The sequence below is a fragment of the Croceicoccus gelatinilyticus genome (assembly GCF_018398395.1).
Lineage (GTDB): Bacteria > Pseudomonadota > Alphaproteobacteria > Sphingomonadales > Sphingomonadaceae > Croceicoccus > Croceicoccus gelatinilyticus.
This window is the reverse complement of the sequence record NZ_JAHCBF010000004.1, coordinates 88,914-105,122: the sequence shown is the minus strand read 5'-3', so window position 1 is coordinate 105,122 and position 16,209 is coordinate 88,914. Positions and strand designations below refer to the sequence as shown.

Annotated in this window: 14 protein-coding genes; 6 read left to right on the top strand and 8 right to left on the bottom strand. The window is 63.1% G+C overall.

Annotation, left to right across the window (positions count from 1 at the left end):
* Position 1: 1 nt before the first annotated feature.
* The 5 genes from KIH45_RS09900 to KIH45_RS09880 are packed head-to-tail and all read right to left on the bottom strand — an operon-like array spanning position 2 to position 3,919.
* Positions 2-1,006: a thiamine pyrophosphate-dependent dehydrogenase E1 component subunit alpha gene (locus tag KIH45_RS09900; RefSeq protein ID WP_213175846.1), complete on the bottom strand. Its 1,005-nt coding sequence runs from the start codon at positions 1,004-1,006 to the stop codon at positions 2-4.
* Positions 1,007-1,025: 19 nt separating this feature from the next.
* Entirely contained in the window at positions 1,026-2,327 is a 1,302-nt protein-coding gene (locus KIH45_RS09895) for a M24 family metallopeptidase (RefSeq protein WP_213175845.1), read from the bottom strand.
* Entirely contained in the window at positions 2,324-2,782 is a 459-nt protein-coding gene (locus tag KIH45_RS09890; protein WP_213175844.1) for a cupin domain-containing protein, read from the bottom strand. The genes KIH45_RS09895 and KIH45_RS09890 overlap by 4 nt, the downstream gene beginning before the upstream one ends.
* Before the next feature lie 31 nt (positions 2,783-2,813).
* Positions 2,814-3,605: an SDR family NAD(P)-dependent oxidoreductase gene (locus KIH45_RS09885; protein ID WP_213175843.1), complete on the bottom strand. Its 792-nt coding sequence runs from the start codon at positions 3,603-3,605 to the stop codon at positions 2,814-2,816.
* Positions 3,602-3,919 carry a putative quinol monooxygenase gene (locus KIH45_RS09880; protein ID WP_213175842.1) on the bottom strand — a complete coding sequence of 106 codons (318 nt, stop codon included), beginning with the start codon at positions 3,917-3,919 and terminating at the stop codon, positions 3,602-3,604. The genes KIH45_RS09885 and KIH45_RS09880 overlap by 4 nt, the downstream gene beginning before the upstream one ends.
* A 17-nt stretch (positions 3,920-3,936) precedes the next feature.
* Between KIH45_RS09880 and KIH45_RS09875 the strand changes: the two genes are divergently transcribed.
* Positions 3,937-5,451 carry a 2OG-Fe(II) oxygenase family protein gene (locus KIH45_RS09875; protein WP_213175841.1) on the top strand — a complete coding sequence of 505 codons (1,515 nt, stop codon included), beginning with the start codon at positions 3,937-3,939 and terminating at the stop codon, positions 5,449-5,451.
* A 90-nt stretch (positions 5,452-5,541) separates the two neighbouring features.
* On the opposite strand, the gene KIH45_RS09870 is transcribed toward KIH45_RS09875, so the two are convergent.
* Positions 5,542-7,887 carry a TonB-dependent receptor gene (locus KIH45_RS09870; protein WP_213175840.1) on the bottom strand — a complete coding sequence of 782 codons (2,346 nt, stop codon included), beginning with the start codon at positions 7,885-7,887 and terminating at the stop codon, positions 5,542-5,544.
* A gap of 204 nt (positions 7,888-8,091) precedes the next feature.
* On the opposite strand from KIH45_RS09870, the gene KIH45_RS09865 reads away from it, so the two are divergent.
* The gene (locus tag KIH45_RS09865; RefSeq protein WP_337925451.1) at positions 8,092-8,832 is read left to right on the top strand and encodes a TetR/AcrR family transcriptional regulator; all 741 of its coding nucleotides are present in this window, start codon (positions 8,092-8,094) and stop codon (positions 8,830-8,832) included.
* A 65-nt stretch (positions 8,833-8,897) separates the two neighbouring features.
* On the top strand, positions 8,898-9,359 hold the full coding sequence (locus KIH45_RS09860; RefSeq protein ID WP_213175839.1) for a nuclear transport factor 2 family protein: 462 nt from the start codon (positions 8,898-8,900) through the stop codon (positions 9,357-9,359).
* Between the two features lie 64 nt (positions 9,360-9,423).
* Here the strand turns inward: KIH45_RS09860 and KIH45_RS09855 are convergent, their stop codons facing one another.
* Positions 9,424-11,574 (bottom strand): PQQ-dependent dehydrogenase, methanol/ethanol family, encoded by a 2,151-nt coding sequence (locus KIH45_RS09855; protein WP_337925450.1) that lies wholly within the window; start codon positions 11,572-11,574, stop codon positions 9,424-9,426.
* Between the two features lie 111 nt (positions 11,575-11,685).
* The gene (locus KIH45_RS09850; RefSeq protein WP_213175838.1) at positions 11,686-14,199 is read right to left on the bottom strand and encodes a TonB-dependent receptor; all 2,514 of its coding nucleotides are present in this window, start codon (positions 14,197-14,199) and stop codon (positions 11,686-11,688) included.
* 171 nt (positions 14,200-14,370) lie between these two features.
* Between KIH45_RS09850 and KIH45_RS09845 the strand changes: the two genes are divergently transcribed.
* From KIH45_RS09845 to KIH45_RS09835, 3 genes are read left to right on the top strand one after another with little or no spacing between them, the layout of a single operon-like run.
* Positions 14,371-15,042, top strand: a complete 672-nt coding sequence (locus KIH45_RS09845; RefSeq protein ID WP_225899813.1) for a nuclear transport factor 2 family protein — start codon at positions 14,371-14,373, stop codon at positions 15,040-15,042.
* Positions 15,039-15,653 carry a nuclear transport factor 2 family protein gene (locus KIH45_RS09840; protein WP_213175837.1) on the top strand — a complete coding sequence of 205 codons (615 nt, stop codon included), beginning with the start codon at positions 15,039-15,041 and terminating at the stop codon, positions 15,651-15,653. The genes KIH45_RS09845 and KIH45_RS09840 overlap by 4 nt, the downstream gene beginning before the upstream one ends.
* Positions 15,650-16,198: a nuclear transport factor 2 family protein gene (locus KIH45_RS09835; RefSeq protein ID WP_213175836.1), complete on the top strand. Its 549-nt coding sequence runs from the start codon at positions 15,650-15,652 to the stop codon at positions 16,196-16,198. The genes KIH45_RS09840 and KIH45_RS09835 overlap by 4 nt, the downstream gene beginning before the upstream one ends.
* Positions 16,199-16,209: the final 11 nt, after the last annotated feature.

Below are 16,209 nucleotides of genomic sequence, written 5' to 3'. Positions count from 1 at the left end.
CTCAGGCGTGGGCCTGGACTTCGGCGGGGATGGGCAGGCGGTCGACGAAGACGTCGTCGAAAGCTTCCTCGAAGACGGGGTATTCGCTGTCGCGCGCGAACTGCAGTGCGTCTGCGACCTCGTCGGCCACGGCAGTGTCGATGGCATCGAGATCGGCCTCGGCAACGCCCGCCTCGATCAGCCGCTGGCGGTAGATCGTGATCGGATCGCGCTTGACCCAGTCGTCATGCTCGGGCCCGCGCGGGGTAAGCTCGCGGCCCATGTTCACGGCGTGGTCGCCATAGCGGTAGGTCTTGGTCTCGATCAGGGTCGGACCCTTGCCAGCCCGCGCGCGGTCCACCGCTTCGCGAACCGCGGCCTCGACCGCGTCGACGTCCTGCCCATCCACGATCACGCCGGGGATGCCATAGCCGTGGGCACGGTCTGCGACGTTCTCACCCGCGACCGCGTCGCTGGTGGGCGTGGACATGCCGAAGCGGTTGTTCTCGCAAACGAAGATCGCGGGCAGCGACCAGACGGCGGCAAGGTTCATGCCTTCGTGGATCGCGCCTTCGCTGCTGGCCCCGTCACCGAAGAAGCAGAGCGCCACGCGGTCCAGCCCCTGCAGCTTCGCGCCCAGTGCCGCGCCTGCGGTGACCGGCCCGCCCGATCCGACGATCGAGGTTTCGCCAAGACTGCCCATCGAGAAGTCGGACAAGTGCATCGAACCGCCCTTGCCGCTGCACACGCCGGTTTTCTTGCCGAGCAGTTCGGCCATCAGCGGACGCAGCTTTGCGCCCTTGGCGATGGGGTGGCCGTGGCTGCGGTGCGTGCCGACCATGTAGTCGTCGTCGCGCAGCGCCATGCACGAACCGACGCCCGATGCTTCCATCCCTGCGTAAGTGTGCAGCGCGCCGGGGATCTCGCCGTCGGCGTGGATCTTTTCCGCCTTCGCCTCGAACTGGCGGATGCGTTGCATGCGCCGGTATTTTTCGAGGCGCGGATCGTTTTCGCCTGTACTGGTCATCTCTCTCGTCCTCTTGTTCTTATTCCGCAGGCTCTGTCTCGGCGGCCAGCGGCGCGACGATCAGTTCGAGCGGGGCGTCGTACATCGGTTCGGGCGCGCCCGAGGTGATCGCGTAGACGTTCTCCATGTGGCAGGGCCCGACTTTCGCGCCGAAGTAGAGGCTGTCGAGCGAGAGCAGCATGCCCTCTTCAAGCACAAAGCCTTCCTTCACGCCGGCAAGACCGGCAGCCGGGTAAGGCAGCGGGATTTCGAGTGGCATGAGCCCGATGCCGTGCGCGACCACCAGCAGCTTTTCGGGCGTGGCGACGCCATTGGCCTTGAGATGTTCGTACCCGATGGCGGGCAGGTCGGCGGTGCTCATGCCCGGGCGAAGCTGGTCCACCATCTTGACGAAAGCATCGCGCAGCACGTCGTGCTGGCGCTGGTATTCCGCGCTTGGCGGACCGATCACGGCAGTGCGGTTGATGTCGACCCAGAAGCTGTCGTGAATGCCCTGCGTTTCCAGGATCACGATGTCGCCCTTGCGCAGCGAACGGTTTCCGCGCGTGCGGAACAGGTCGGGGATGAACTCGTCCTGTTCGTAGGCACCGCCGAACAGCATTGCGCCTTCGTCGACGGGGATGACTTCGTTGCGGACCATGAAGTCGCAGATCCTGGCCTGCACGTCGTTCCAGTCCGCGCCTTCGTAAAGGACGCTTCCGGCGAAATCGATGATCCGGTCGGCCAGCTTGCCGACCTTGCGATAGCGTTCGAGCTCTCCATCCGTCTTCACCACGCGCACGCGCATCATGAAATCCAGAACGTCGGAATATTCGTGCGGGACGTGATCGGAAATGCGGGCCGACATGCGGTGCTCGTCGAACCCGATGCGCTTGCCCGCCATGCCGTTGTCGGCCAGCGCGGATGAGACGGCGGCGGCGATGTCCGGCTGGCACGATCCCTTGATGAGACCTGCCATCGCCATCGCGTCCTCGCCCAGCTGGCCCGCATCGCGGTCGGGGTCGAGATAGCGGCTGACCTCGCAGAAGTTCAGCATCTCGAACGTGCGGATTTCAGCAAAGGTGCAGGCCGGACCGTCCTGGTTCAGCACCGCGACAAGGCCGAGGTTCGCTTCGGGAATGACGAGGGTGAGGGGCTTGGCCGGATCGGCATAGACGATAGCCGCTGCCATCGCTTCCATCTGGCCCCAGCGTTCGAGGATCGAGTGGTAGCCGACCGCATAGCGCACGTCGTGCGGGTGGGAGAGCACGACCGCGTCGTAACCCTCCTCGCCCATCATGCGCCGCAGCCGCTCCGCCCGAGGGTTGCTCGGCTCGGTCATTCGGCTGCCTCCTCAAGCCCCTCGTTCGCCACGTTTGAGACGACATCGCCCTTGGCAACGTCGCGCAGGAATTCGTGGTTGAGGATGAAGCGGATCTCGCCGTCGTCATCGAGGAAGGCGACCGCGCCGTGGCCCATGAACAGGTATTCGGTCACCTGCTCGCAGCGGGCCTCGTTGTGGCGCGAGCCGATCGGTTCGTAGCCGTAGGTGCCTTCGGGGGCGGAACCGACGTCGTAGATCAGCTCGCCCTTGGTGACGAAGTACTGGCCGTGGCCAAGGTGCCAGTGCGGGGCGAAAGTCGCGCCGGGCTCCATCTTGACCCAGAGCACCCAGTCGCCCGTTTCCTCGCTGTAGCGAAGGAGACGGATCGTGGTGCCGGTGCCCAGTTCCACTTCGTTGCAGTCGTTGATGTTGACGATCAGGTCGCCAAGCTTGCCGGGGTTGTGTTCGGTCATTGCTGCTCTCCTTGGGTGTCTTTTTGTGCGCTCATTGTGCCGTAAAACCGCCATCCACGACCAGTGAGGATCCGTGCATGTATCCGGCCTCGTCGGATGCGAGGAAACGGACGGCCTTGGCGATGTCGATGGGGTCGGCCATGCGGCCGATGGGATGTGCGGGCGCCATGCCTTCGGCGACCTGTTCGACCGTTTCGGCAAAGCCGCAGTCGACGAAGCGCTGGAAGATGTGATCGACCATGCCGGTCTTCACGCCGCTGGGATGGATCGAATTGAACCGCACTTTGTAGCCCAGCGCCGAGAATTCGAGCGCGGCGGCCTTGGCGAACATGTTCACTGCTGCTTTTGATGCACAGTACCCGGTGTGGAGCGGCGATCCGACAAGGCCCGCGACAGACGAGATCACGATCATCGAGGCGCCGTGCGGCAGGTCCTGCCCTGTGCGGTTCATGATCTGCACCGCGGCTTTCGAGCCAAGGAATACGCCGTCGACATTGACCGCCATCTGCTTGCGCCAGTCGGCGAGCGAGGTGGTTTCCAGCTTGTCGACCACGACGATGCCGGCCACGTGAACCAGCGTGTCGAGCCTTCCGTGCTTTTCCTCGACATGGGCGATCGCGTTGGCCCACGAGTCCTCGTCAGTCACGTTCAACTGGATGTAGTCGGACTTTGCGATGCCGTCGGCCCAGTCACCGCCGTCGGCGGGAAGATCCGCGCCGACGACGGTGGCCCCCACTTCGGCCAATGCCTGGCAGATCGAGCGGCCGATCCCGCCAGTGCAACCGGTGACGAGTGCGACCCGTCCTTCAAGCGATGAAATCATGCGTGGACTCCCGTTACGTGTGGTTCGCCCAGCAGGTCGAAGCTGCGGATATCGACTTCACCGTCGATGCAGGACCAACCCTCGTCGGCCATGGCGACGTGATAGGGCTGATGGGCGTGGGCTTTCTGCGCCGCGCGGTCGCGGAACGTTTCGTAGAAGGCGAAGACGTGCGGATCTTCGGGCGAGCGCAGGATCTGGAAATGCAGCGTGTCGGGCTCGTTCGCGCGCACGTCGGCCTGAAGCTGGGTAGCCAGTTCGACGAACCGCTCCGTCTTGTCCGGCTTCGTGCGAAAATGCATGATGACTGCGATCATGAGAGGGGCCTTTCGAAATGGACGGTAACTTGCTGGCCGAGGCAGCAGGCCTCGCCCAGGGGCCGAGGCCGGGCGATGCGGCCCCGCTGGTCGAGCGTCTGTTGAGTGAGGCGCCAGACGATCCCGACGCGCTGACCGTCGCGGCGCTGGTGGCGCAGCGAACGGGGCGCGGGGACGAGGCGGTTCGCCTCTTCGCCGCCGCGCGTGATGCCGATGTGGGCAATCCCTCGCGGCACCAGAACCATGCCGTTGCGCTCAAGGGACTGGGCCGGTTCGACGAAGCTCTCGCCGCGTTCGAGACCGCGCTGGACTTGCGCCCGCGTCACGCGGCGACGGTCGCCAACATGGGTTCGTGCCTGCTGGCCGCTGGCCGGAACGAAGAGGCTTTGGCTAGGCTCGATCCGGCGGGCGTCGACGATCCCGCCCATGCCGATTTCTGCAACAACCGCGGCATCGCGCTCGCCCGCGCAGGCCGCTTCGGTGAGGCGGTCGAGTACTATCGCAGTGCGATCTCCGCGCGGCCTGCAATGGCCGAGGCGCGGATCAACATGGCCGACGCATTGGCGCGGTCCGGCGATAGCGCCGGGGCCATGCGGGTGCTGGAAGAAGTGCTTGCCGCCGGTCCGAACATGCGCGCCGCGAACCAGCTTGGCCTGCTCAAGGAAAAGGCGGGAGATTTCGCGGGGGCCGCCGAGGCACTGCGCGGCGGGTTCGATCCGAATGCCCCGAACCATGCGCTGGGCATCAACTTGGCTCGCAACCTGATCCGCGCCGACAGGCCGCGCGATGCACTGGCCGTCTGCGAGAGGATGCTTGCCACCTCGCCCTCGGTCACAACTCCGCTCGCCATGGCGACGGTCGCGCTGGGCCGGATGGGTGAGCATGGCGCGCAAGGCCAGCTCATGGGTGTCGAGCATTTCGTGACCGTGCACGACATCGATGCCGTCTCCGGTTTCGCCACGATGGCGGATTTCAACGCCGCTCTGGTGGCAGAACTTCAGGGGCATCCCTCGCTGACCGAGGAGCCAGAAGGCCTCGTCACGCGGCAGGGTCGGCAGAGCGACGATCTCGCTACCGCGCAGACCCCCGCGCTCGCCACGCTGGGCCATCTGGCGCGAGAGCGGCTGGCGGCGGAAGTGGACAGGATGCGCGGCCTTGGCGGTAACCACCCGTTCCTGCGCGCTCTGCCTGAAAACTGGTCCCTCACGCTCTGGGGCACGATCCTGCGTCCCGGCGGAGAAGTGGGCGCGCATATCCACGCGCCGAACTGGCTGTCGGGGGTCTACTACCCCGACTTCACTGGCAATCCCGATAACGAGCGCGAGGGCGCTTTCGGCATCGGCGTCCTGCCCGATGAACTGGGCGGAGATGCAGAACCCTTGCAGGTCTTCACTCCGCGAACGGGGCGCATGATCCTCTTCCCCTCGTACCTCTGGCACGCGACGCTGCCTTTTGGCGGCGAGGAGGAGCGGATCAGCTTTGCCTTCGATCTGGTGCCTGCGGGCGTGGGGCGGGCGCACAGCCTTTCGTGACGCGGCCGAGCCCTCCCGGAACGGCCGACGGGACCGTTCCGGGAGAGTACCGGCAGCGCGCGAGGAAGGAGAGTGCCCCTGCGCCATCGATCAGAACTTCGCCGAACCCTCAATGCCGAACGAGCGCGGCGGGGCGTAGTTGGTGAAGTTGAACAGACCCGCGACTGAGTTCGCGCTGACGCGGTAGTTCTCGTCCAGCAGGTTCCGCCCGAAGATCGCGACACGGTACATTTCCGACGGATCGGTCCATGACACGCTGGTGCCGACAAGCGTGCGGGCCTCGCCCTGCGTGTAGTCGGCGTTGAGCGTGACGGATTCGTATTCCGACTGGTAATTCACGTCCGCCGTGACAGCGACCATGCCCCAGTCCGTCGGCGGGAATTCGTACCGGACATTGCCACTGATCGTCAGTTCGGGGGCATTGCGAAGGTCGAGGAACGAGGCGTCGTCGTTGACGCCATCGCCATCGATGTCGGTGAAGAACTCCAGGTACTTCGCCTTCTGCCAGCCCATGCCAGCACCCAGCGTGAGCCCTGCGACTGGCGCTGCCGAGACTTCGACTTCAAGGCCATAGACTTCGGCCTTGCCGGCGTTCGTGGTCTTCGTTTCCTGACCCGGCAGACCCGTGATCGGATCAATGAAGGGCACCACCGCATCGCGCTGCAGGTCGTTGTACTTCACGTAGAAGCCCGCGACATTGACGCGCAGGCGGCGATCTGCCGTCTCGGTCTTAAGGCCCAGTTCGAAGCTGTCTGCGGTTTCTTCCTCGAACGGCAGGGCGGACGTGGCCGACATCGCCTGTTCGTTGTAGCCGCCGGATTTATAACCCTGGCTGTAAGTGAAGTAGTTGTTGATCCCCGGCGCGATGTCCCAGCGGTAACCGGCGCGAATGGTCGGGCGGTCGAACTTCGCACTGTCGCTGTACTGCGGCCAGAAACCGGTTTCGACGACAGAACGCGGCACCTGCGGCTGGACCGAGAAAGACTTCTCTTCCTTGGTGTAACGCGCGCCGAAGAACACTGCGAGCGGATCGGCGACCTGGTATTCCGCCTCGCCGAATACGGCGTAGGAATCGACCTTGTAGTCAGCCGTCGACAGGTTCGGATCGGATAGCGATCCGGGGCTGCCGAGGAAGCGGAGGAAGCCGAGGAAGCTGGTCGCGTTCGCGTCCAGCGTCTGGCCCCAGTACATGCCGCCAGCGGTAAACTTGAATACGTCCGAAAAGTCGGACGAGAACCGCGCCTCGACGCTGTACTGTTCGCGTACGTCGTCGCGTGTGGACACGAACAGGTATGCGTTCTCGCCCGTGTAGTCCGATGGCAGAACCGATTTTACCCGGCGCCAGCCACCGACGACAGTGACGGTGCCCGCGTCAAAGCCGTGTTCGCCGCGCAGGAATACGCCGTCGACATCGACTTTGTGTCCGCTGAGCGTGCCGGGGCAGTCGTCTGCGGTTGCCGAACCTTCGCAAAGCGTCGTGCCGGTATCATAGGGGCTGGCACCGGTCGTCTGGATGCCGGGGAAGCCGACGACGTCGAAAAGGAAGCCTTCGGGCGTTTCATTCACCGACGGCGGTGAATCCCCGCGGTCGCGCAGCATTTCGTAAGTCAGCATGACCTCGCTGGTCGGGCCGGGTTCCCACAGCAGCTTCGCGCGGTTGCTGAAGTAACGCGATCCGCCCCAGCGCTGGCCGTTGCCGGCCACGCCCTGAATGCCATCGACATCGTTGTTCTTGGTCAGGCGGTAGAAGCCGTCGCTTTCCTGAAACGAGCCTGCGGTGCGGAAATAGAGATTGTCCGCCAGCGGGATGTTGAGCGCGAGCTTCACGTCCTTGGTGTTGAAGCTGGAATAACCGAGGCGGACTTCGCCGCTGAAACCCGGTTCAGGCTTTTTCGTGATGACGTTGACCACGCCGCCAACGGTGTTCTTGCCGAACAGCGTGCCCTGCGGACCGCGCAGGACTTCGATCCGGTCGATGTCGAACAGGTCGAAAAGCTGCGTCTGCACGTGGGCGAGGACGAAGTCGTCGACGACAACGGCGACTGCCGGTTCGAACGTCAGGATGATGTCGCCAGTGGACTGGCCGCGAATACCGATCGAGGCTGCGTTGAAGCCCGGCACGTTGGTGATGACAACGTTGGGCACGTCGCCTGCAAGGCCGCGAATGTCGGTCGCGAACTTGTCGTCGATCGCCGCCGACGTGAACGCGGTCACCGCGACGGGCGTATCCTGCAGCGATTCCGTCACGCGGCGGGCGGTGACGATGATTTCCTCTAGCCCTGCATCGCGCGAGGGTGCCTGCTGGACCTGTGGTCGTTCGTTGTCCGTAGTGTCCTGGGTTGCGGCCGTCTGGGCCATTACCTGGCTGCTTGTGGTGGTCAGAAGTCCCGTCACGAGCAGTTTTAGGGCGCAATTCGCCTGTGTCTTACCGATCATCAAACCCTCTCCCATTCCGGCCACCATGTCTGTCGCTGGCAGCTCGAATCAGTGCGGCGTTGTTCGCCTGTCCAATAAATGAACGCATGTGATCATTTTTGTGAAGATAAAAATACAATCATGTATGTTTGGTTTATGCCGCACCGGCGAAAGGTAGTGATGATGCCGATTTGCCTGGCTACCCCGATTGGGAGTAGAAACGTCGTGAAACGGGGAATGACGATCGTGCCGACAGGCGATGTTGCAGTGCAGGAGACTCGGGGCGAAAAAGTGAAGCCCGCTCGCCGTCGCTATACCTCTCCGGCCATGCGGGAGCGCCGCACGCGCATTGTCGACACCGCACACCGCATCCTGGGCGAGGGCGGAGTCGCCGCGCTGACTATCCGCAGGCTGTCGGACGAGGCAGGGGTTGCGCAGCGCACGATCTACCGGCTGTTCGGTGACAAGGACGGCGTGATTTCCGCAACCGTCGTCGACCGCATGAAGGAAGTGCGCGAACATATCGCGGGGCGCGGACAGACCTATACGTTGCCGGTGGTTTTCTCAGAGCTCGACTGGATGGTCAGCGAAATGGAGCGCGACACGCTCTACGCCCGTGTCGTCGTCGGCTTCGTGTTCGAGACCGAGCAGCGCCAGCTGGAGGTCCGCGAACTGACCAGCGTTGCCTATTCCCGATTTATGGGTTGGTACGCGTTGCAGCGCGAGGCAGGCCATGTTCGCGACGAACTCGACGTCGAACGCGTCGCGCGCGATCACGTCATGCACGAATTCCTCGTCTATCGCCGCTGGGTGCTGGGGCAGTCTTCCAGCGAGGAATGCAAGCTGGAACTGCATGCCTGCTTCCTGCGCAGCGCGATGCTCATGCTGCGCGAGGAACAGCGCGAGGACTACCTCGCCAAGCTGGCCGGCATCCAGAAGAAGCTGAACCGGATCGCGTCGGCCTGACCGGTCCTTGCACGTTGCCTTGCGTGCGCCCGAAATCCCGTGAAAACACGACAGTGGAGAGAGTGATGACCCTTGAAGACCTGATCGCGCGCGAAGAAATCCGCCAGTTGCGCTGCGATTATTCGACTGCCTTCGACACGATCGACGAGGCCGCGGTGCGCGCCAATTTCGTCGACGACATCGTGTGCCATTATCCGGTCGCCTTCGGCGGCGCGATCACGGGGGTCGAGGCAGTGCTGGAGCTGTTCCGCGCGACCTGGGCGCACTGCAATGCCCCGCTCGACACGGTGCATTTCATCGGCAACCACTCGATCGAACTGACCGGGCCGGATACGGCGACGGGGCACTGCCTCCTGCTCGATTTCGTGACGCGGCAGGGAGAAGGCTCGCCCATCACGACGCGCGGGGGGCATGACAATCCGATGCTGCTGATCGGGCGCTATGACGACGAATATGTCCGCGTGGACGGCAAGTGGAAGTTCAAGACGATCCGCCTGATGACGGCTTGGCCGATGCGCGCGGAGTAAGGGTTTCGAACGGCGCGCCCAAAGGGAGAGGGGCGCGCCGTTCTACCGGTAAAGGCTTCTACGCTCAGTCCGAAGCCTTCATGGTCGATGCCACGTTGTTTTCGTTCTTGCCGCTGCGCAGGGATGCAGCGCGCGACCGGATATACTGGCGCAGGGCCTTGAGGCTCGTGTCGTCCAGTTCCTCGAACTGCGGCATTCCGTTGGGCACCAGGATCCCGTCATGGACCACGGCCCTGAAGGTTTCGGCATCCGCTGCCGCTGCCGAAGTGCGAAGGTCGGGCGCCGTACCCCCGCCGATGGCGCCGGTACCGTGGCAGACCGCGCAGCGGGCGTTGAACGTGCCTTCGCCCTTGGAGGCGAGCGCGGCGTCTTCCTTGTAGTCCGCATCGTCGAAGGCGACTGCCTTGTAGGGTTCGTTCTCGGGCAGCGTCATCTTCCCGCCGATCGCGAATGTCAGGACGCGGCGTTTCTGCGTGTGATAATCGATGCCGTATTCGGTGAACATCGGCCCGAACAGGCCTGCGCTGGTGCCGATACCGGCGATGACGGTGACGTACTGCCTGCCGTTCACGCTGTACGAAATCGGCGGCGCGACGACGCCTGCCTTGGCATCGAAGTTCCACAGCCTGTCGCCGGACGTGGCGTTATAGGCGCTGAACCCGCCATCGGGCCGGCCCTGAAAGATCAGGTTGCCGCCGGTTGCCATGATGCCGCCATTGAGATGCTTGTCCATCGGCAGTTTCCAGCGCGGTTCCTGCTTCACAGGATCCCACGCGATGAGCCAGCCGGTCACCTTCTTGCCGCCGTCGCCGATCGCATAGCCGACGCCGGGCGACAGGCCCATCTTGGGCGTCCACTTGAAGTTTTCCGCAGTGACGCCGGTATCGTCGAACGTCACCTGAAGGTCGATTGCAGGAATGTAGGTCAGGCCGGTCTGCGGGCTGTAGGCCATCGGCATCCAGCTATGCGCGCCAAGTGGGGTGGGGCGGAACGTCGTCGTCCCGCCTTCGTAGCGCACACCCTTCGCTTCGATTGGGCGGCCCGTTTCGATATCGATACCCTCGGCCCATGTGACCTCAACGAACGGTTCTGCCGAAATCAGCTTACCGTTGGTGCGGTCGATGACGTAGTAGAACCCGTTCTTCGGCGCGGTCATCACGACCTGGCGCGGTTTCCCGTCGATGACGAGATCGGCAAGTTCCATGTCCATCGAGGCGTTGAAGTCCCAGCTTTCGCCCGGATTGATCTGATAGTGCCACTTGTACTTGCCGGTCTTCGCGTCGAGCGCGACGATCGAGCAGAGGAACAGGTTGTCGCCTTCTCCGGCAGAGCGGATCTTGTGGTTCCACGGCGCGCCGTTGCCGGTGCCCAGAAGGATCTGGTCGTTCGCGGCGTCATAGGTCATCGCGTTCCAAACGCTGCCCCCGCCGCCGTACTTCCACCACTCGCCCGCCCACGTTTCCGCAGCCATTTCCATGGCCTCGTTCTCGAACCCGTCTGCGGGGTTGCCGGGGACGGTGTAGAACTCCCACAGCTTCTCGCCGGTGTCGGCGTCGTAAGTCATGACGAGGCCGCGGACGGGGCCTGAATCCGAACCGCCGCTGCCGATGATGACCTTGCCATCGAACACGCGCGGCGGGCCGGAGATAAAGCGCAATTCGTCCTTGCCGAAAGTCTGCGCGGTCCACACCGGCTCGCCGGTGTTTTCGTCCAGCGCGATCAGCCGCCCGTCCTGCGTCGCGGTGATGACCTTCTGGTTCCAGTAGGCAATGCCGCGGCTGCCCCAGCCCTGCCGCAGCTTCACGCCCGATGCTTGCGGAGCCTCGGGATCGTAAGTCCATTTCACCTTGCCGGTCTCGACATCGATCGCGCGGACCACCGAATAGCCGCTGGCGAGATAGACCGTGCCGTCGATGGCGATCGGGCCGGTTGCGGGATTGCCCGCGGGCAGGTCGACCGCCCAGACGAGGCCGAGTTCGCCGACATTGTCCGCGTTGATCTCGGTCAGCGGGCTGAAATGCTGTTCGCCATAGGTCCGGCCGAACGCAGGCCAGTCCTTGCCATCGCTGTCGTCGGAAAGCTGGGCCAGCCATTGCGCGTCACCGTCGCTTCCGGTGGCGATGTCGCCGCCCGGACCGCCGCACGATGCAAGCGCGATGGCAAGGAGGGCGGGGAAGATGGCGCTGGGGGCACGCCGGATTGCTGGATGTCTCACGTCGACCCTTCGTATCCGGCCCAGATCGCGGGGCCGGCCTTCATGTCTTGTCATTCGAAAAGAAAAGCCCCGCAGACCATGGCGGCCTGCGGGGCATTTTCAGTCACTGCCTCAGAGGAAGTCGCCGAAGCTGAAGCCCACTTCGAGGCCGAAGTAGCGCGGCGGGCCGTACTGGGCGTTCTGCCACAGGCCGCCCACGTTCTGGATCGCGACCTTGTAACGCTTGTCGGTCAGGTTCTGGCCGATCAGGCGGACATAGTACTTGTCGTCTGCCTGGCTCAGCGTGATCGAACCGTTCACCAGCGTACGGGCGTTGAGGTAGGTATTGCCCTGGGGATCCGTGATCGCCTGCGTGTTAAGGTTGCGGCTGACATATGCGACCGAGCCGTTGAGGGCGAGATTGAAGTCCGATGACACCGGCGTTTCGTAGGTACCGTTGATCGTCCACTGCCACTTCGGCGCACGGTCGAGCGGGGCGGTGGAGAGGTCGTAACCGGCCCCTGTCGTGTCGTATTCCTTGTACTTGCCATCCTGATAGCCAAGCACGCCGCGAAGGGTGAAGCCTTCGAACGGATTGGCCGAGGTCTCAAGCTCGATACCCTTAACTTCGGCGGCTGCGGCATTGACGAACAGGGTAACCTGGTTCGGCTGTCCGTTGACCACGATCGGCACGTTGAGCTGCTTCTGCAGGTCCTTGTACTTCACGTAGAAGCCGGTGAGGTTGAAGCGCAGGCGGTTGTCGAAGAACTCGGACTTGATGCCCGCTTCGAAGCTGTCTGCGGTTTCGGGATCGGTCGGTGCTGCGGCCTCGGCAAAGGCGTCGAGATCGCTGCCGAAGGCGTTGAAGTTACCGGCCTGGTCGTTGAAGCCGCCGCCCTTGAAGCCGCGCGAATACGTACCGTAGATGTATACGTCGGGGTTCACTTCATAGCTGACGCTGGCGCGCCATGTCGGCTCCTTCCAGCTGCCATCCACGCGGATGACGTTTGCCGGATAGTCGAAGACATTGGCATCAAGCGGCGTGCGGATCTGGTCGACGATCGACAGGTCGAAACCGCCGTTCAGCTCTGCATAGAAAGCCTGCTGGCGACCATACCAGGTCTTGTCTTCCCAAGTGTAGCGACCGCCGACCGTGATCGAAAGACGGTCGGTTGCCTGCAGCGTGCCTTCGAGGAAGACGGCCTTCGATTCCGCCTTCTGCGCGTTGCAGAGCGTGTAGATCGTGTCGTTCCAGTTGCCGAAGGGCAGTGGGCCGCTGGTCAGGTCGAGGAAGCCGAGCAGCTGCGGAACGCAGAAGCTGGTCTTGTCCTTCTGATAGAACCCGCCGGCCACGAAGTCGAACGAACCGCCAAGGTCGCTGGCAAAGCGCAATTCCTGCTGCCACGTCTTGCGGTCATCGTCGCGGGTGGCGTCGAAGAACGAAAGGTACGTGCCGTCGGGGGCGATGGCAGTGGCACCGGCGTACGAGTTGGGAATACGCGAACGCTGGAAGCGGTAGCCCGAAACGGACGTGAACGTGCCGAATTCGGGGCTGAATTCGAGGTTCGCATAAATGCCGTCCACATAGATGCGCTGACCCTTGCCCAGCATGAGGCCGCCTGCGTTACGGCCCGTGTAGGCCGCATTGTCCAGCGGATCGCTGCTGTCCGGGTTGGGTCGGATCGTGCCGAGGATGTCGGTAAGGAACGGGACGCTACCGGTATATTCGTCGTTGACGTTGACCGAGGGGACGACGTCCGAATCGTCGCGGAAATACTCGTACTGCACGAGTGCCGAGAACCGGTCGCTGGGTTCCACCAGCAGCTTGGCACGGGCTGAAATCACACTCTGTCCGCCAAGCGTTTCACCGCCCAGGCAACCCGAAACACCTTCGAATGCGCTGGGCACGAAGCCGGTGACGGGGCCGTAGCAAGCGCCGTTCTTGTAATAACCGTCGTTCGATTCGTAGCCTGCGACCAAGCGCAGGGCTGCGACGTCGCCGATCGGCACGTTGGCTGCGCCCTTGGCGTTGATCGTGTTCCAGCTGCCGACTTCGAACTGTCCGTCGACACCGATGTAGCCGAGTTCGGGGCGCTTGGTACGAATGGTGACCGCGCCGCCGGTGGTGTTCTTGCCGAACAGGGTTCCCTGCGGGCCGCGCAGCACTTCGACCTGCTCCACGTCGAACGTATCGAGAAGCTGGGTCTGGACCGACGGCATCACGAAGTCGTCGACAAGCACTGCGACCGGCGGTTCGTAATAGATGATGATCGACGTCTGGCCGACGCCGCGCATGGCAAACGATGCCGCGTTGAAGTTCGCGATCGTCGCTGCGGAGAAGTTCGGCACGAAAGCGGCCAGATCGCCCACGTCGCGCGGGTTGGATTGCTGGATCAGTTTCGAATCGACCGCCGAAACCGCGACCGGGGTGGTCTGCAGGTCCGTCGCACGGCGCGTCGCAGTAACGATGATGTCGCCCAGGCCAACCGAAGACGTCGGTGCGGGCGCAGGACTTTCGTCGACCGGTCCGGCCGGTACGGTTTCTGGCCCGTCAAGATTGTCCGCATCTTGCGCATAGGCCGGCATTGCGACGCTTGCAGCCAACGCAATGGCGCACGTCGTACGATAGAGATTACTCGCTTTCATCCCCTGCTCCTCTCCTTGGTTCCCGCCATTTTGCGGGTAACGCCGGGGAGGATAGAAGCACGTTGCCAGCTTCCAATCAATCATGAATGTTTTTTTCTTGTGAAATTTTTTCAGGCGATGCCAAAGAGCAACTGATCGCAATTACGAACATGCATGATTGTTTTTTTCTTGATGTCCGTTATCGTCGCATCCGGAACGATCCCGCACGAACGGGACGCCGTGATGGAGAAGAGGATGACCGAAAGCGCCACTGCACCTGCGCCCGTCGTATCCGACGCCGAGATCGAGGACCTGCTTGCCCGCAGGGACATCTATTCGGTGCTGACCCGATATTGCCGCGCGCTGGACCGCGCCGACGTCGAACTGATGAAGAGCGTCTACTGGCCCGACGGTTCGGATTCGCACGGGGTGTTCGACGGCAACGCGGTCGAGTTTTCCGAATTCATCGTGCGTGAGATCCAGGAATGGTTCGAAGTCACGATGCACGGCATCATGAACGTCCACATGGAAGTGAAAGGCGACCGCGCCGCGACCGAGACGTACCTCTTCGCCTATCACAAGGTGCGCGTGGACAAGGCCGAGGAGATCTTCGGATCGCGCTACATGGAGCGGTTTGCCGGCAAGGGGCTGGACCCTGCCCACCATCACTTCTTCTTCGGCGGACGCTATCTCGACAAGTTCGAACGGCGCGACGGCGAATGGCGCATCTTCCGCCGCGAAGTCGTGATGGACTGGAACGAGAACCGCCCTTCGAACGAGATCCTCGACCAGGGCATGTTCGCGACGCTGCGCCCGTTGGGTGAGCGCGGGCCGGGCGATCCGGTCTGGGGCAACCGGCCATGACCTCCAGCGGTCTGACAGGCCGGGAACGCCTAGCCGAACTGGTCGCGGTGCGCGATGTCGGCGATGTCCTGACGCGCTATTGCCGCGCGCTCGACCGTGCGGACCTTGCCATGATGGAAACCGTCTACTGGCCCGACGGAGAGGACATCCACGGCATCTATTCGGGGCGGGCGAGCGAGTTCGTGCCCTTCATCATTTCCGAGATCACCAAGTATTTCACGATGGGCACGCACTGCCTGCTCAACGTCGATATCGAGATCGACGGGGATCATGCTGCTAGCGAGAGCTACCTCTATTCCGCCTGCCGCGTTCGGGGTGGCATGGCCGAGGACATGCTCGGCTCGAGCTATTTCGGGCAACTGGCGGCCAGCGGCCTTGATGCCGATCATGAGATGTTCGTGATGGCAGGCCGCTATCTCGACCGTTTCGAGAAGCGCGACGGCGAATGGCGCATCCTGCGTCGCATGGTCGTCAGCGACTGGAACGCCAGCCACCCGTCGAACCAGATCCTTGACCAGGGCATGCACCAGACCCTTCGCCCGATCGGCGAATGGGGGACGGGTGATCCGGTCTACGCCAACTCACGCTACATCGAAGGAGCACATGGATGAGCGATATCGAGAAACGCCTCGCGCGGCTGGAGGCGGAATCGCAAATCCGCCAGCTGATCGCGCATTACTGTTTCGACATCGACGACCGGAACATCGAGGCGGTGCGCGACCTGTTCACCGATGACGGCGTGATCCAGTCCGCAGACGGCGTGATGTACGCAAAAGGTCCGGATGCCATCATCGATCAGTACCATGGACGTTTCGACGTACTCGGCCCCGGCCATCACTTCATGCACGACGTCCAGATCGATTTTGTCAGCGATACCGAGGCGACGGGCCGCGTTTCGGGCCATGCCGAACTAAAGCGCAAGGGCATGATGATGGTCACCGCTCTTCGCTATGCCGACAAGTACCGGAAGACCGATCATGGCTGGCGGTTTGCCGAACGCACGATCCAGTTCCTCTATTATGTGCCGGTATCCGAATACCCCGACATCCTCCTGCGCGAGGATCGCAACATGGCGTACGACACGCCCGGACCGGCAGACTTTCCCGAAAAGCTGGAAAGCTGGCAGACCTATCACGAGAACAGAAAACACGGCTGAGGAGAGCCAAG

Bases quoted from the DNA above. Each gene is read 5' to 3' on its own strand.
- KIH45_RS09900 (WP_213175846.1), bottom strand. From the start codon at position 1,006: ATGACCAGTACAGGCGAAAACGATCCGCGCCTCGAAAAATACCGGCGC.
- KIH45_RS09895 (WP_213175845.1), bottom strand. From the start codon at position 2,327: ATGACCGAGCCGAGCAACCCTCGGGCGGAGCGGCTGCGGCGCATGATG.
- KIH45_RS09890 (WP_213175844.1), bottom strand. From the start codon at position 2,782: ATGACCGAACACAACCCCGGCAAGCTTGGCGACCTGATCGTCAACATC.
- KIH45_RS09885 (WP_213175843.1), bottom strand. From the start codon at position 3,605: ATGATTTCATCGCTTGAAGGACGGGTCGCACTCGTCACCGGTTGCACT.
- KIH45_RS09880 (WP_213175842.1), bottom strand. From the start codon at position 3,919: ATGATCGCAGTCATCATGCATTTTCGCACGAAGCCGGACAAGACGGAG.
- KIH45_RS09875 (WP_213175841.1), top strand. From the start codon at position 3,937: ATGGACGGTAACTTGCTGGCCGAGGCAGCAGGCCTCGCCCAGGGGCCG.
- KIH45_RS09870 (WP_213175840.1), bottom strand. From the start codon at position 7,887: ATGATCGGTAAGACACAGGCGAATTGCGCCCTAAAACTGCTCGTGACG.
- KIH45_RS09860 (WP_213175839.1), top strand. From the start codon at position 8,898: ATGACCCTTGAAGACCTGATCGCGCGCGAAGAAATCCGCCAGTTGCGC.
- KIH45_RS09850 (WP_213175838.1), bottom strand. From the start codon at position 14,199: ATGAAAGCGAGTAATCTCTATCGTACGACGTGCGCCATTGCGTTGGCT.
- KIH45_RS09845 (WP_225899813.1), top strand. From the start codon at position 14,371: ATGTCCGTTATCGTCGCATCCGGAACGATCCCGCACGAACGGGACGCC.
- KIH45_RS09840 (WP_213175837.1), top strand. From the start codon at position 15,039: ATGACCTCCAGCGGTCTGACAGGCCGGGAACGCCTAGCCGAACTGGTC.
- KIH45_RS09835 (WP_213175836.1), top strand. From the start codon at position 15,650: ATGAGCGATATCGAGAAACGCCTCGCGCGGCTGGAGGCGGAATCGCAA.